Annotated in this window: 19 protein-coding genes and 1 tRNA gene; 6 read left to right on the plus strand and 14 right to left on the minus strand. The window is 67.0% G+C overall.

The features are described from left to right. Window positions 1–236: 236 nt before the first annotated feature. Entirely contained in the window at window positions 237–557 is a 321-nt protein-coding gene (locus tag E1263_RS39195) for a DMT family transporter (protein ID WP_132176983.1), read from the minus strand. Then, the gene (locus tag E1263_RS39200; protein WP_132176985.1) at window positions 557–1153 is read right to left on the minus strand and encodes a flavodoxin family protein; all 597 of its coding nucleotides are present in this window, start codon (window positions 1151–1153) and stop codon (window positions 557–559) included. Before E1263_RS39200 ends, E1263_RS39195 begins: the two co-directional genes overlap by 1 nt. A 39-nt stretch (window positions 1154–1192) precedes the next feature. Here E1263_RS39200 and E1263_RS39205 point away from each other — a divergent pair, with 39 nt between their 5' ends. Continuing rightward, window positions 1193–1840: a TetR/AcrR family transcriptional regulator gene (locus E1263_RS39205; protein WP_132176987.1), complete on the plus strand. Its 648-nt coding sequence runs from the start codon at window positions 1193–1195 to the stop codon at window positions 1838–1840. Here E1263_RS39205 and E1263_RS39210 read toward each other — a convergent pair. The 4 genes from E1263_RS39210 to xseA are packed head-to-tail and all read right to left on the minus strand — an operon-like array spanning window position 1812 to window position 4471. Beyond that, window positions 1812–2468, minus strand: coding sequence for a DUF4190 domain-containing protein (locus E1263_RS39210; protein ID WP_132176989.1), 657 nt, complete (start codon window positions 2466–2468; stop codon window positions 1812–1814). The genes E1263_RS39205 and E1263_RS39210 overlap by 29 nt on opposite strands. Window positions 2469–2528: 60 nt before the next feature. Beyond that, on the minus strand, window positions 2529–3026 hold the full coding sequence (locus E1263_RS39215; RefSeq protein ID WP_132176991.1) for a GNAT family N-acetyltransferase: 498 nt from the start codon (window positions 3024–3026) through the stop codon (window positions 2529–2531). A gap of 3 nt (window positions 3027–3029) precedes the next feature. Then, window positions 3030–3254 carry an exodeoxyribonuclease VII small subunit gene (locus E1263_RS39220; protein WP_272949724.1) on the minus strand — a complete coding sequence of 75 codons (225 nt, stop codon included), beginning with the start codon at window positions 3252–3254 and terminating at the stop codon, window positions 3030–3032. Next, entirely contained in the window at window positions 3251–4471 is a 1221-nt protein-coding gene (xseA, locus tag E1263_RS39225; protein ID WP_132176993.1) for an exodeoxyribonuclease VII large subunit, read from the minus strand. Before xseA ends, E1263_RS39220 begins: the two co-directional genes overlap by 4 nt. Window positions 4472–4546: 75 nt before the next feature. Here xseA and E1263_RS39230 point away from each other — a divergent pair, with 75 nt between their 5' ends. From E1263_RS39230 to E1263_RS39245, 4 genes are all read left to right on the plus strand, one after another. Beyond that, on the plus strand, window positions 4547–5140 hold the full coding sequence (locus tag E1263_RS39230; RefSeq protein ID WP_132176995.1) for a dihydrofolate reductase family protein: 594 nt from the start codon (window positions 4547–4549) through the stop codon (window positions 5138–5140). A 3-nt stretch (window positions 5141–5143) separates the two neighbouring features. Then, entirely contained in the window at window positions 5144–5644 is a 501-nt protein-coding gene (locus tag E1263_RS39235; protein ID WP_132176997.1) for an HAD domain-containing protein, read from the plus strand. A 331-nt stretch (window positions 5645–5975) separates the two neighbouring features. Beyond that, window positions 5976–6049 (plus strand) — tRNA-Met (locus E1263_RS39240). Window positions 6050–6098: 49 nt separating this feature from the next. Continuing rightward, on the plus strand, window positions 6099–7130 hold the full coding sequence (locus E1263_RS39245) for a 4-hydroxy-3-methylbut-2-enyl diphosphate reductase (RefSeq protein WP_132176999.1): 1032 nt from the start codon (window positions 6099–6101) through the stop codon (window positions 7128–7130). Here the strand turns inward: E1263_RS39245 and E1263_RS39250 are convergent. The 6 genes from E1263_RS39250 to E1263_RS39275 form a co-directional block, all read right to left on the minus strand. Then, window positions 7127–7738, minus strand: coding sequence for a hypothetical protein (locus tag E1263_RS39250; RefSeq protein WP_132177001.1), 612 nt, complete (start codon window positions 7736–7738; stop codon window positions 7127–7129). The two genes, E1263_RS39245 and E1263_RS39250, sit on opposite strands and share 4 nt — an antisense overlap. Next, window positions 7731–8273, minus strand: a complete 543-nt coding sequence (locus tag E1263_RS39255; protein ID WP_132177003.1) for a SigE family RNA polymerase sigma factor — start codon at window positions 8271–8273, stop codon at window positions 7731–7733. Before E1263_RS39255 ends, E1263_RS39250 begins: the two co-directional genes overlap by 8 nt. Continuing rightward, complete coding sequence (locus E1263_RS39260) at window positions 8274–8873, minus strand: hypothetical protein (RefSeq protein WP_132177005.1); 600 nt, start codon at window positions 8871–8873, stop codon at window positions 8274–8276. Beyond that, window positions 8870–9394 (minus strand): SigE family RNA polymerase sigma factor, encoded by a 525-nt coding sequence (locus E1263_RS39265; protein ID WP_132177007.1) that lies wholly within the window; start codon window positions 9392–9394, stop codon window positions 8870–8872. The genes E1263_RS39260 and E1263_RS39265 overlap by 4 nt, the downstream gene beginning before the upstream one ends. Before the next feature lie 101 nt (window positions 9395–9495). Continuing rightward, the gene (locus E1263_RS39270) at window positions 9496–10263 is read right to left on the minus strand and encodes a class I SAM-dependent methyltransferase (RefSeq protein ID WP_132177009.1); all 768 of its coding nucleotides are present in this window, start codon (window positions 10261–10263) and stop codon (window positions 9496–9498) included. 13 nt (window positions 10264–10276) lie between these two features. Further along, entirely contained in the window at window positions 10277–10639 is a 363-nt protein-coding gene (locus E1263_RS39275) for a winged helix-turn-helix transcriptional regulator (protein WP_132177011.1), read from the minus strand. A gap of 104 nt (window positions 10640–10743) precedes the next feature. Between E1263_RS39275 and E1263_RS39280 the strand changes: the two genes are divergently transcribed. Further along, window positions 10744–11358 (plus strand): NAD(P)-dependent oxidoreductase, encoded by a 615-nt coding sequence (locus tag E1263_RS39280; protein ID WP_132177013.1) that lies wholly within the window; start codon window positions 10744–10746, stop codon window positions 11356–11358. Here E1263_RS39280 and E1263_RS39285 read toward each other — a convergent pair. Further along, a complete protein-coding gene (locus tag E1263_RS39285; RefSeq protein ID WP_132177015.1) occupies window positions 11342–11656 on the minus strand; it encodes an SRPBCC domain-containing protein in 315 nt (104 codons plus the stop codon). The genes E1263_RS39280 and E1263_RS39285 overlap by 17 nt on opposite strands. Before the next feature lie 18 nt (window positions 11657–11674). After that, the coding region (locus E1263_RS39290) for a beta-1,3-glucanase family protein (protein WP_132177017.1) at window positions 11675–12624 on the minus strand (950 nt) is incomplete at its 5' end.

The following is a 12624-nucleotide window of genomic DNA, read 5'->3' on the forward strand; positions in this document are numbered from 1 at the left end:
CGCCGATCCCCATTTCGTGGGTCCACCCATGAGCTTGTGGGAGGGCCCACCGCATGCAGTTGGCCAACCCCCATCCCCGTGGGCCAGCCCACCAAATGGGAACGGGCTGTCGGTGAGGGAACGTGGCGAGGCGGTTGGTGAGGGGCGGACCGCCACACCACCACAAGTGGTCGCGGGGGACGGGCGCACGCGGCGGGCGGTGGTCGGCGGGCAATTGTGATGGGCTGGCGGTCCGGCTATTCGGCGCCGGCTAGGCGGAGGCCGATGACACCGGTGATGATGAGGGCCAGGCAGGCTACGCGGGCGGGGGTCAGTTGCTCGTTGAAGAAGATGATGCCGAGGGTGACTACGCCGACGGAGCCGAGGCCGGTCCAGATGGCGTAGGCGGTGCCGATGGGGAGGCGGTCGAGGGTTCGGCCGAGGAGGTAGACCGAGGTGATGCCGAAGACGAGGACGCCGATGGTCGGCCAGAGGCGGGTGAAACCTTCGCTGGGTTTCATGCTGAGCGCGAAGGCGATCTCGAAGGCGGCGGCGGCGAGCAGGATGAGCCAGGCCATCAGGCCGCCAGTGCTCCGCGCAGGTGCCGCTGGGTGACGGTTGCGACCCGTACGCCGAGAGCGTGGGCGGTGCGCAGGTCCGTGGCCGGGGGCGCTTTCTCGGCGGAAAGATCCGCATCGGACTGTGCCATCGCGCCGAGCCAGCTGCCGAGGCGGTTCAGGTCCTCGATGCTGGCGGTGCTGTCGGACCAGCCGGGGTAGATGTCCAGGCCGACCCAGATCATCCCGTGCTGGGCCGCGAAGACTGCGAAGTCGACCAGGCTGTTCAGCTTGTCACCCGACATCGCCTTCGAGTTCGTGAACCCGGCCGCGATCTTGTCCCGCCAGCCCAGATCGTCGCCCCACACCTTCGAGCTCGCCTCGGCGAACGCCTTGAAGACCGCGCTCGGACTCCCCATGTACGTCGGTGCGCCGAACACGATCGCATCAGCCGCGGCGAGCGTGGCCCAGACGTCGTCGGTCAGCTCGTCGAGAGCGACCAGTTCCGCAGTGGCTCCGACCGAGAGCGCCCCGGCGGCGACCGCCTCGGCCTGCTTCGCGGTGTGCCCGTATCCCGAGTGAAAGGCGATCGCGATCCGGGCGGATGGGTGGCTCATTCTTTCCTCCAGAAGCTCTAGCGGACTACAGTCCGTCTTATGGACGACAGTAGCGGACCGCAGTCCGTTTCACAACGAGAGCTGCCGGTCGTCGGGAACCCACGCCCCGAACGAGCCGACGCCCGCCGCAACCGGCTGCGCGTACTGGAGGCGGCCGAGCGGCTGTTCGCCGAGCACGGGGTCAAGAACGTGTCCGTCGACGCGATCGCAGCCGAGGCCGGCGTCGGCAAAGGCACGGTCTTCCGCCGCTTCGGCGACCGTGCGGGCCTGTCCGTCGCGCTACTCGATGAGCGCGAGCAAGAACTCCAGGCGAAGATCCTGACCGGACCACCGCCACTAGGCCCAGGCGCTCCAGCGGTCGACCGCGTTGCCGCGTTCCTGACGGCGTACCTGGAACTGCTCGACCGCCACGTCGAGCTCTTCATGGACAGCGAAAACGCCTCCGACGGCGCCCGCTACCGCATCGGCTCCTACAACCTGTGGCACCGCCACCTGTCCCACCTGGTCGAACAAGCCCGCCCGGAGCTGGACGCTGACCACACCGCCCACGTCCTCCTCGCACCCCTGGCCGCGGACCTTCATCAATCTCTCCGCGACCGAGGCTTCGGCCTGTCCCGGCTGCAAGCAGGCTCGGAGAAGATCGCCAGAGCTCTGCTGACTACATCGGCGGCGTCAACAGGCAGGTGACTCGGCGGGACACGAGGTTCCAGTTGGCCTCGGTCGGGTAGACGAAGTGCACTTCGGAGCGTTCGTCGGCCTGTCGCTTGGATGCCAGCCAGCGGTCGTTGCAGCCCTTCCGGCCATTGGCCTGAACAGCAACCTCGCCAGGCCAGTTCCCGGCGGTCAGTTCGAAGACGGCGTACACCTCACCGCCGTTGGGTCCGCTGCACGGCACCACCGTGACTGCAGACAGGTCGGCGTCCGTGAGCGACTTGACGCAGTCGCCAACGTTCAACGCTGCCGGTCGTACCGTCGGTGGTGGGCTGTCCCGCAACACGAGGGCGACGATCGGCACGATCCAGGCCACCGAGATCACCATCGCCGCGATGGCCCAGCCCTTGCCCTTCTGGTTCCTGCTCGGCATGCGCTTCAGCGCGACCAGGCCAAGCCCGAAGCTGATCAAGGTGGTGCCGAAGAGCGAGAGCACGAAGGCGATCACCGCGAGCGTGCTGGTCTCCCGCGGCCGCCCCTCCGGAGACTCGCCGGACGCGCCCGGGATCGGCCGCATCCCCAGTACGCCGGTGGACGGCGGCTGGCCGGGGGACATATCGCCGTACAGGCGCTGTCCGCGCGGCGGTGGGGGATTCTGCGTCATGCATGGACTGTAGGGCCGGGCCGACGCTCGTGTCCCCGGAATTGCACCTTGTTGCGATCGCTAGAGCTGCACGGTCAGCCGGATCTCCGGCAGGTCGCCCAGCGACGAATGCGTCCGATCTGCCGTCTCCACGAACCCGTACTGCGCATAGAACCGCCGACCGCGGGTATTTGCCTCCAGCACCCATAGCCGCGCCACCGTGCACCCCGCGGACCGTAAGTCAGCCAGTGCTGCGTTAGTCAACGCGCGGCCGGCCCCAGCACCCCAGTAGTCCGGGTGCACGTAGAGCGCGTACAGCTCGCCGGTGCCAGCCAGCGCCTGCGGATCACGCTCGGGACCAACCCCGGCGTACCCGATCACTCGCTCGTCGACGACCGCCACGTAGATCCGCGACCGCCCAGCCGTGATGCTGTCGGCCCAGGCCGTGGCGATCGCTGGAGCATCCATCGCGTCGAGGACGTCCTGCGGGACGATTCCCGCGAAGGCTGCTCGCCAACTGGCGACCCGAGCCTCGGCCGCTCCCTGCAGATCTTCGGGTTCGGCTTGGCGCACCTGCATGATTCAGTTGGTCTTCTTGGACTTTTCTTCGCTGGCTTCCTGCGCTTTGGTGAGGCGTTCGCGGGCGCCTTCGAGCCAGGACTGGCAGGTGGTGGCGAGGGATTCGCCGCGTTCCCACAGGGCCAGGGACTCTTCGAGGGTGGTGCCGCCGGCTTCGAGTTTGCGGACGACCTCGACGAGCTCCTCGCGGGCCGCCTCATAGGACATCTCAGGTCGTTCGGCACTCACGGCTTCTCCTCGGGCTGGACTTCTACGGCGAATCGGCCGTCGGTGACTCGGGCTTGCAGGACATCTCCTGCGGCTACCTGGGCGAGCTCGCGGACCGCCGTACCGTCGGCCAACTGGAGCACGGAATACCCGCGCTCCAGCGTCGCCTTGGGGGACAGGGCCCGGACGCTGGCCAGGCGGTGGCTGATGTCGTCGGCGGCGCGGTCGAGACGATGGGTGAGGGTACGGCGGCTGCGGTCGAGCAGCGCGTTGATTTCGTCGGAGCGTCGCTCGATGCCGGATGCCGGGGCGGCCAGGGCCGGGCGACTGCGGATCGCGCTCAGGGCATGCGCCTCACGGTCCAGATAACTGAAGATCGCGCGCAGACCGCGGTCGCGGAGGAGGCGGACGCCGTCCAGTTCCTCGCGGACGTCCGGCACGATCCGCTTGGCGGCGTCGGTCGGGGTCGATGCGCGAAGATCCGCGACCAGGTCGAGCAAGGGGGAGTCCGGTTCGTGGCCGATGGCGCTGACAATCGGCGTACGGGCTTGGGAGACCGCGCGGATCAGACCCTCGTCCGAGAACGGCAGCAGATCCTCGAGCGAACCACCGCCGCGCGCGATCACGATCACCTCGACCGCCTCGTCGGCATCCAGCTTGCGCAGCGCCTGCATGACTTCACCGGCCGCGGACGGTCCCTGCACCGACGAATACTCGACCCGGAACGCAACCGCCGGCCAGCGCCGCTTCGCGTTCTCCAGTACGTCGCGCTCGGCCGCTGAATCGCGGCCACAGATCAGCCCGATCGTGTGCGGCAGAAACGGCAACCGCTTCTTGCGATGCGCGGCGAACAGCCCCTCGGCCGCCAGTAGTTGCTTGAGCCGCTCGATCCGCGCCAGCAGCTCGCCGATCCCGACATGCCGGATCTCGCTCACTGCGAGCGCGAGCGTCCCGCGCCGGGCGAAGAAGTTCGGCTTGGCGTTGACGACGACCCGCGACCCGTCCGTCACCGGCGGATCGACCGCCTCGAACACCCGCCGGTTACACGTGAACCGCAACGAGATGTCGGCGTCGGTGTCTCGCAACGTCCCGAACACGGTCGCCGTCCCGCGCCCGATCGACACGTCGGTCAGCTGTCCCTCGACCCACACTGCACCGAGCTGATTGATCCAGCTCGCAATGCCGTTCGCAATAGTGCGAACGGCTGCAGGCGCATCCGGCGAGGTCTCCAAAGCCACCCCCAGACCCTACGACCCCGCACCGACAAAACCCCGCACGCCCTGCTGGCCCGGGCGTCGGCCGATAATTGGCCCATGCGCGAGCTCACCTACTTCATTGCCTCCAGCCTCGACGGGTACGTCGCCGATCCGAGCGGCGGCGACCCGACCGACCTCAGCCCGGGCGGCTTCTTCCTGGCCCAAGGTGACCACTCGGTTCCGCTCCTGACGGCGTACCCGGAGACGGTGCCCGGCGCGGTCCGCGAGGCGCTCGGGATCGATGCCGAGAACCGGGTGTTCGACACGGTCCTGATGGGCCGCAAGTCCTGGGAGCTGGGCCTCGAGCACGGCCACACCAACGCCTACCCGCGCCTCCGCAACCTGGTCTTCACTCGCACCCTCGCCGAAAGCCCGGATCCAACGGTCGAGTTCGTCTCCACTGACCCCGTCGAGCGTGTCCGCGAGTTGAAGCGCGAGGAAGGTCTCGGCATCTGGCTGTGCGGTGGCGGAAGCCTCGCCGAGAGCCTCTGGCCGGAGATCGATCGCCTGGTAGTCAAGGTCAACCCCGTCGTAATCGGTGCCGGCGTCAAACTATTCGCCACCGACAACTTCGCCGTACGGCGCCTCAAGCTCACCGACCACCAGGTCTATGAAAGCGGCGTCGCCGTCCTCACCTACCGCAAAGCGTGACTCGTGCGCCCCTTGCTCCTACTGGACTTCGACGGCCCGCTCAACCCGTACCGGGCCGAGGAGATCCCGCCCGGCTATGTGAGCCACGAGATCGTCGAGGGGGAGAAGTCGTGGGTCGTGCTGCTCAATCCGCAGCACGGTGTGGAGCTGAACGCGCTCGGCGCAACGTTCGACTTGGTGTGGGCGACGAGCTGGGAGCACGGCGCGAACCGCCTGCTCGGCCCACTGCTGGGCCTGCCCGAACTCCCCGTGATCGTTTGGCCGCCGCGGGAGCCGGTCTCCGGCGTACGACGAGGCTCGTGGAAGACCCCGTACGTCGCCGAGTGGGCGGCCGGCCGCCCGTTCGCCTGGGTGGACGACGAGCTGAACCGCTACGACCGCTTCTACCTCGACGATGCGCACCAGGCAGCACACCTCGCGCACCGGGTGGAGCCGCATCTCGGGCTCACCGCACCCGACTTCGCCGTACTGCGGGCGTGGGCGCAATCCGGCTCTGCCGCCTGACCCGATCTGCCCAAGAAACGCCCGCCCACCTTTAGGGACGGGGGCTCGTCTTTGGGCGCCGAGCTCATCTTTGAGACCCCACCAGTCGTTTCGGCGGGGGAGAAGTGGTTGGTGGGTGCACAAAGTACTGGTTCGTGCACAAAGACACGGCGACCCACCTTTGGCGGGAAGGCTGGCGGTGGGAGTGGAGGAGCGAGGCGGAAAAGCCTTTGCGGGCAACGGCAATCCGACGCATTCTTGAGGCAGTACGAACACCTCCCGAGGGAGCCGTCCGGACAGGGCGGACGGCTCCCGGAAGTGGTGTCAGTTGCCCACGGCAACTGAAAGATCAGCCAGGGTGGCGCAGTTGGCTAGCGCGCACCCCTCATAAGGGTGAGGTCGCCGGTTCGAGCCCGGCCCCTGGTACGCGATTGCGTGATGCTGCTCACATGGTGCGGACCCGTACCATGGAGACGTGACTGCCCAGCCTGAAGACACTGGTTCGACCACTGCCGTGCGGACGAAGCGGGTGCTGCTCGCTGCGCCGCGGGGGTACTGCGCCGGCGTGGACCGAGCCGTGGTGGCGGTGGAGAAGGCCCTCGATCTGTACGGCGCTCCCGTGTACGTCCGCAAGGAGATCGTCCACAACAAATATGTCGTGGAGACCCTGACGAATCGAGGCGCGATCTTCGTCGACGAGACCGACGAGGTCCCCGAGGGCCAGACCGTCATCTTCTCCGCGCACGGTGTCTCACCGGTGGTGCACGCCGAGGCAGCGGCCCGCCAGCTGAAGACGATCGACGCGACCTGCCCGCTGGTGACGAAGGTGCACCACGAGGCAAAGCGGTTCGCCGCGACCGATTTCGACATTCTGCTGATCGGGCACGAGGGTCACGAAGAGGTCGTCGGGACGAGCGGCGAGGCGCCGGAGCACACCACGATCGTGGACGGACCGGACGACGTACCGAATGTCACCGTCCGGGACCCCGAGAAGGTCGTCTGGCTGTCGCAGACCACGCTCTCGGTGGACGAGACGATGGAGACCGTGCGGCGGCTGCGCGAGAAGTTCCCGCTGCTGCAGGACCCGCCGAGTGACGACATCTGCTACGCCACCCAGAACCGCCAGGTCGCGGTCAAGAAGATGGCGCCCGAGGTTGACCTGATGCTCGTGGTCGGTTCGAAGAACTCGTCGAACTCGGTCCGCATGGTCGAGGTCGCCCTCGACTACGGCGCCAAGGCCGGCCACCTGGTCGACTACGCCGCCGAGATCGACGAGAAGTGGCTCGAAGGCGTCGAATCGGTCGGTCTGAGCAGTGGTGCGAGTGTGCCGGAGATCCTGGTTCGCGACGTCCTGCGCTGGCTCGCCGAGCGTGGCTACGGCGAGGTCCAGGAGGTCAAAACCGCCGAGGAGAGCCTGACGTTCGCGCTCCCGAAGGACCTGCGGGCCGACCTGAAGGCGGCCGGAAAGCCGACCACCGGCACCTCCGACCACGCCTGGACGCTCTAACGGATCGTCACCTGCACACTCGCGGTGGCATCTTCCTTTACTCCACAGAATCTTTCCCGGTAGCTGTACGTGTAGGTCCCCGCCTTGGCATACGTGTGCGTATCCGGCGGGATCGACCCGCTGCCCTTGTACGGCGTCTTCGCCTTGGCGCACTCCGCGCCGTTGCTGAACGCGCTGAACGGCTCACTGTCGTCACCCCAGCTGTAGGCCGACCCCTCACTGAGCGCCATCAGGTTCTGCGGGGGCAGCTCCTGACCTTGGGCGATCGGAAGCAGCACCGTGCCGCTCCCCGACACGGTCATCGTCACGGTCCGCCCCTTCACGACCGGCTTCAGCGTGAGCTTCACCCCGTACGGCGACGGCACCGTGGCCGCCGGCGTCGGAGTGGAGGGCGGCCCGAGCACCGGCGGCTGACTGTCGATATCGGTCAGGTTCGTCGAGATCGCGAACACCGCAGCCACCGCAGCAGTAGCCAGTACGGCGACCCCAGCCGCGCGCCGGCGCCGTACCTTCCGGACCCGGGCGAAGACCGCCTGACTCGGAATGGCGGTCGGCGGTGGCGGATCGGCGGCGAGGCGCTGGAAACGCGCCTGCAGGTCGTCATTCATGGTCGACCCCCTTCTTTTCGGGGGCTAGTCGGTCAGCTGAAGTGATGCCGGCGACGAGCTGGTGCTCGCGCAGCTTGGCGAGTCCGCGGGAGATATTGGACTTCACGGTACCCACCGAGCACCCCATGATCTGCGCGATCTCCGCCTCCGGCAGGTCCTCGAAGTACCGCAGCACCAAGGTCGCCCTGGTACGACGAGGCAGCTCGGCCAGCGCTCGCAGCAACTGATCGCGGTCGTCGACTACGCCGTACTGGGAGTCGCTGGCAGGTTCCGGAAGCACCTCGGTCGGGGTCTCGCCCTTCCACTTCCGCCGCCACCACTGCGTACTGGTGTTGACCATCGCAGTCCGCGTGTAGCTCTCCAGCGCGTTCGCGCTGCGCAGCGAGTTGCGGTGGAACCACACCTTGGTCAGCGCGGTCTGCACCAGGTCCTCGGCCAGATGCCACTCACCGGTGAGCAGATACCCGAAGCGCTGCAGAGCGGTGAACCGTCCGTCGACGAACTCGGCGAACTCCTGATCCCGTTCGGCACTCATCTACTTGATCACCAGCTGTACCGACTTCGTACTCGTCACGTCCCCAGTGGGGCCGCAGAACTTGACCGCGAACTTGACCGTGTAGGTCCCCGGCTTCGGATACGCGTGCGGGTCCAGGTGGTAGGTGACCGCGCCGGTGGTCTCCTTGGTCGAGCCCTCGCAGCTGATCGCGCCCCCGTCGCCGCCGTCCGGCTCACCCTGTCCCCAGGTCGCAGTGAACCCGGTGGACATGTCGATGAACGAGTTGTCGGTCGGCAGGTAGTCCCCGCCGCTCAGCGGCACCCGCACCGTGCCGCGCATGGTGACCGCCATCTTCCCGACCTTCCCAACCACCGTCGGCACCATCTCGATGCTCACGGCACCGACCGGAAGCTGGACAACCGGCGGCGGCGCGAGCACTGGCGGCTGACTGTTGGTGCTGTTCAGATTGCCCGCAATCGCAACCACCGCGGCCACCGCAGCAGTAGCCAGTACGGCGCCTCCTGCGGCCCGGCGCCGCCGTACCTTCCGGATCCGGGCGAAGACCGCCTGGCTCGGAATCTCGCTCGGCGGCGGCGGATCGGCCACGACGCCCTTGAACAGCGTCTGTAGGTCGTTCATGATTCGACCGCCTTCATCCCAGGTGCCGAGATTCCGGCGACCAGCTGGTGTTCCCGAAGTTTCGCGAGCCCCCGCGACACGTTGGACTTCACAGTGCCGACCGAGCACCCCATGATCTGCGCGATCTCGGCCTCCGGCAGATCCTCGAAGTACCGCAGGACCAAGGTCGCCCTGGTACGACGAGGCAGCGTGGCCAGTGCCCGCAGCAACAGATCCCGGTCGTCGACAACGCCGTACGGGGAGTCGCCGGCGGGCTCGGGCATGATCTCGGTCGGAGTCTCGCCTCTCCACTTCCGCCGCCACCATTGGGTGCTGGTGTTGACCATGGCGGTCCGGGTGTAGCTCTCCAGTGCGTTGGCGCTGCGCAGCGAGTTGCGGTGGAACCACACTTTGGTCAGCGCGGTCTGCACCAGGTCCTCGGCCAGATGCCACTCACCAGTCAGCAGGTATCCGAAGCGCTGCAGAGCCGTGAACCGGCCGTCCACGAACTCGGCAAACTCCTGGTCCCGTCCCGGGTCCATCCCCTTACCCACCTCTCATGTTGGTCAACATGGTGATGAGGTGAGAGCCCGGAAAGGTTGAGTCGTGATCCGGGTGAGTTCAGGACGCAATATTCAGGCGGTCAGCGGCGGGCTTCGACCACCACGTAGTCGACGGTGAACTCCGGCATCAGCTGCTCGAGGTACGCAAGCCCCTCGGCGTGGACAGCGTCGTACACCCCGGCTTGCTGGAGCAAGGGAGTGGTCTTGGCGCCGATGGGGTGCAGGAGCATCCGGGTGTTCCAGTACTCGTCCGGTGAGTCCACGGCGAAGGTCAACTGGTGCCGCGTGAGCGAGACCTTGAAGCCATGCGGGGCGAACAGTTCGGCGACTGCATCGGCGTCGTGCCAGACGGGCTGCGGTCGGGTGGGCGGGCGACCTGTGACCTTGGCTACGGCCTGGGCCGGGATGCTGATCAGCTTGTCCAGGAAGCTGCTCGGCTGCCACGCAGTGGACAGAAATCGACCATCCGGTGTGATCACTCGAGCGATCTCGTCGGCTGCCGCCTGCGGATCCGGAGCCATGATCACTCCGAAGTTCGACAGCACCACATCCGCAGAGCCGTCAGGCAGCGGCATCTCGGCCGCAGTCCCAGCCAGTACGGCGACCTCCAGCCCTCGTGCAGCCGCAGCACGTGTGGCGACTTCCAGCAGGCGGGGAGCCGGGTCGATGCCTGTGACCCGCGCGCCCAGCTCAGCGGCCAGCAGGGCGGCGTTCCCGGTGCCGCAGCCGAGGTCGACAACGTGCCCGGACTCCGCATCGATCGCTGCCGCGGTGACGAGGGCCTTCGCGGCCGGAGCCAGGTCGGTCGCGAACCACTCGTACTCTCCGACACTCCAGTCGAGCTCCACTGCTACTCCTTCGTCAGACGGTGGCGTCGTACTGGGACTGGGCTGTGTTGATGGCGTTGATGTGTTCTTCGGCCCAGTTGCTGACGGTGGTCAGCGGGGTGATCAGTGACCGGCCCATCGGCGTCAGGGCATAGACGACGCGGGGCGGAACCTCGGCGAAGACCTCGCGGGTGACCAGGCCGTCGCGTTCGAGGCGGCGCAGGGTCTGGGTGAGCACCTTGGGGGCGACGCGGCCGATGCCGTCGCGGAGCTCGGTGAAGCGGAGTGGTCCGTGCTGCAGCAGGAGCACGGCCAGAGCCGTCCACTTGTCGCCGATGCGGTCCAGAACCACCCGGGTCCCGCAGGCCGGGTTGAAGAGGTCGCCGCGCTCGTACATTCCATTAGTAACCACTAGGTACTTATAGCACGTTGAAGTAGCCAGTAACCAATAGATACTATCGGGATAACAAGTTGAGGTTTCACCTAGCTGGAGGCAACAGTATGAAGATCGCGGTCTATGGCGCGAGTGGCATGGTCGGCAGCCGGATCGTCGCTGAGGCGGTCTCCCGGGGGCACGAAGTCACTGGTGTGACCCGCTCCGGAGGCGAGTTCCCGGCCGGTGTGCAGGCCGTTCAGGCCAGCGCGAACGACGTCGCCTCGGTCAAGGAAATCGTCGGCGACGCAGAGGCCGTCGTTGTGGCGCTCGGCCCGAGCCGGACCGGTGGCAGCCACCAGGACTACCTCGACGCGATCGACAACCTGATCGCGGCCGCTCGCGGTACGGCGACCCGGCTGCTCGTCGTCGGCGGCACCGGTGGACTGCAGATCAACGGCCAGCGAGTGGTCGACAGCCCGGAGTTTCCGGCGGACTACAAGCCGGAGGCGCTGACCGTGGCCGGCGTGCTCGACACCCTGCGGGCGACCGATGAGAGCGTCAACTGGACGATGCTGCACCCGGCGTACGTGATCGCGCCGGGCGAGCGCACCGGCACCTTCCGGCTCGGTCTGGACGAGCCGGTCGGCGAAAGCATTTCGGCCGAGGACTACGCCGTCGCGGTGATCGACGAGTTCGAGAAGCCGGCGCACAACCGCAAGCGCTTCACCCTCGGCTACTGAGTTCGGCGAGCAGTTCCTGCCAGTAGGTTCCGTCGCCGGTGGTCGTGAGGTGGAGATAGGTGCCGTCGGCAACCGGTTCGAAGGCGACTGTTACGTGGTCGGCGCGCTGAGGATCCCGATCGGGATGCCAGGTGAAGCTCAACGATCGGGCGGGATCCCAGTCCGAGACCGTGCCGCGCCAGGCGCCGGCGGCGTCGTACAGGCGGGTGCCGACGGCGCCTTCCAGCTGTAGTGCTTGGGTGAAGACGGTGGTAGCCCGCTCGGGGCGGAGCGGGACTACCACCGTCATTTTCTGCATGGGGTCAGTGGATCAGGTTCAGTTGAAGGGGTCCAGCGTCAGGAAGGCCTTGGCCGGGTTGCCGTCGTGGACGAGAGCCTCGTGCGCGCCGACGTCGTCGAAGGCGAAGCCGTAGGCCTTGCCGTCCACCATCTGTGCGTGGATCTTCTTCGAGTACTGGTTGGTGACACCGTCGGCGTAGAAGTTCGCGTTGCTGGTGTCGGGCTGGTTGGCGTTGATCAGCAGCGTCGACCGGTTGTAGCCCGCGCAGAGCGTGCGGGAGATCGGGCCGCGGACCAGGTCGTTCGGTGCGTCGAGGAACTTGAAGCAGCCGAAGACACTGGCCGAGTCAGGCTTCTGGAACGACGTGACCGTCTGGCCGGCGGTGTTGGTGAAGTTCATCGTGTTGCCGGAGACGCGACCGAAGTACTTGGTGTTCGGCTGGTCGGTGAACGGTGTCACGGTGAGCGTCTGCGAGCTGTACTTCGTCCACACCCGGTTGATGTAGTCGTCCATCGCGTTGGCCGGCAGTCCGCCGGTTTCGACGCCGTACAGAGGTGCGAGAGCGCGCAACGGCTGGCCGTTCGGGCCGTTCTGGATCAGGCCGCCCCAGCCGCCGGCCTGGTTGCGCAGTGAGTTGAAGAAGGCGTTGTAGCCGCCCGGCTTCAGGTGCCCGGTGGTCTTGACGGCACCGCCGCCGGTCGGTTGTACACCGACGGCGTACGGGATCGTGAACATGTCGACCTGGGTGCTGTTGATCCAGATGCCGCCGTCGTTGAGTGTGTACTCCGATGAGCTGAACAGGATGTTGCGGTTCGGGTCCGACGGGTTCTGGATCGCAGGCTGCACCAGACCGCCGGTGGTCAGTTTGAACACGATTTTCTGCCCGTAAGAGAACCAGACTCGACCGGAGAACTTGGGCATCCGTATCGTGATCGATTGACCGTTGGAGGGACCGGCGATGGAAGCGTCCGGGGCGGGAGTGGGTG

The sequence above is a fragment of the Kribbella antibiotica genome (genome assembly GCF_004349055.1).
Lineage (GTDB): Bacteria > Actinomycetota > Actinomycetes > Propionibacteriales > Kribbellaceae > Kribbella > Kribbella antibiotica.

Coding starts and splice junctions, on each gene's coding strand:
- E1263_RS39200 (WP_132176985.1), bottom strand. CDS start 1,153: ATGAGCCACCCATCCGCCCGGATCGCGATCGCCTTTCACTCGGGATAC.
- E1263_RS39215 (WP_132176991.1), bottom strand. CDS start 3,026: ATGCAGGTGCGCCAAGCCGAACCCGAAGATCTGCAGGGAGCGGCCGAG.
- E1263_RS39230 (WP_132176995.1), top strand. CDS start 4,547: ATGCGCGAGCTCACCTACTTCATTGCCTCCAGCCTCGACGGGTACGTC.
- E1263_RS39280 (WP_132177013.1), top strand. CDS start 10,744: ATGAAGATCGCGGTCTATGGCGCGAGTGGCATGGTCGGCAGCCGGATC.
- E1263_RS39250 (WP_132177001.1), bottom strand. CDS start 7,738: ATGAATGACGACCTGCAGGCGCGTTTCCAGCGCCTCGCCGCCGATCCG.
- E1263_RS39285 (WP_132177015.1), bottom strand. CDS start 11,656: ATGCAGAAAATGACGGTGGTAGTCCCGCTCCGCCCCGAGCGGGCTACC.
- E1263_RS39265 (WP_132177007.1), bottom strand. CDS start 9,394: ATGGACCCGGGACGGGACCAGGAGTTTGCCGAGTTCGTGGACGGCCGG.
- E1263_RS39275 (WP_132177011.1), bottom strand. CDS start 10,639: ATGTACGAGCGCGGCGACCTCTTCAACCCGGCCTGCGGGACCCGGGTG.
- E1263_RS39205 (WP_132176987.1), top strand. CDS start 1,193: ATGGACGACAGTAGCGGACCGCAGTCCGTTTCACAACGAGAGCTGCCG.
- E1263_RS39260 (WP_132177005.1), bottom strand. CDS start 8,873: ATGAACGACCTACAGACGCTGTTCAAGGGCGTCGTGGCCGATCCGCCG.
- E1263_RS39210 (WP_132176989.1), bottom strand. CDS start 2,468: ATGACGCAGAATCCCCCACCGCCGCGCGGACAGCGCCTGTACGGCGAT.
- E1263_RS39195 (WP_132176983.1), bottom strand. CDS start 557: ATGGCCTGGCTCATCCTGCTCGCCGCCGCCGCCTTCGAGATCGCCTTC.
- E1263_RS39255 (WP_132177003.1), bottom strand. CDS start 8,273: ATGAGTGCCGAACGGGATCAGGAGTTCGCCGAGTTCGTCGACGGACGG.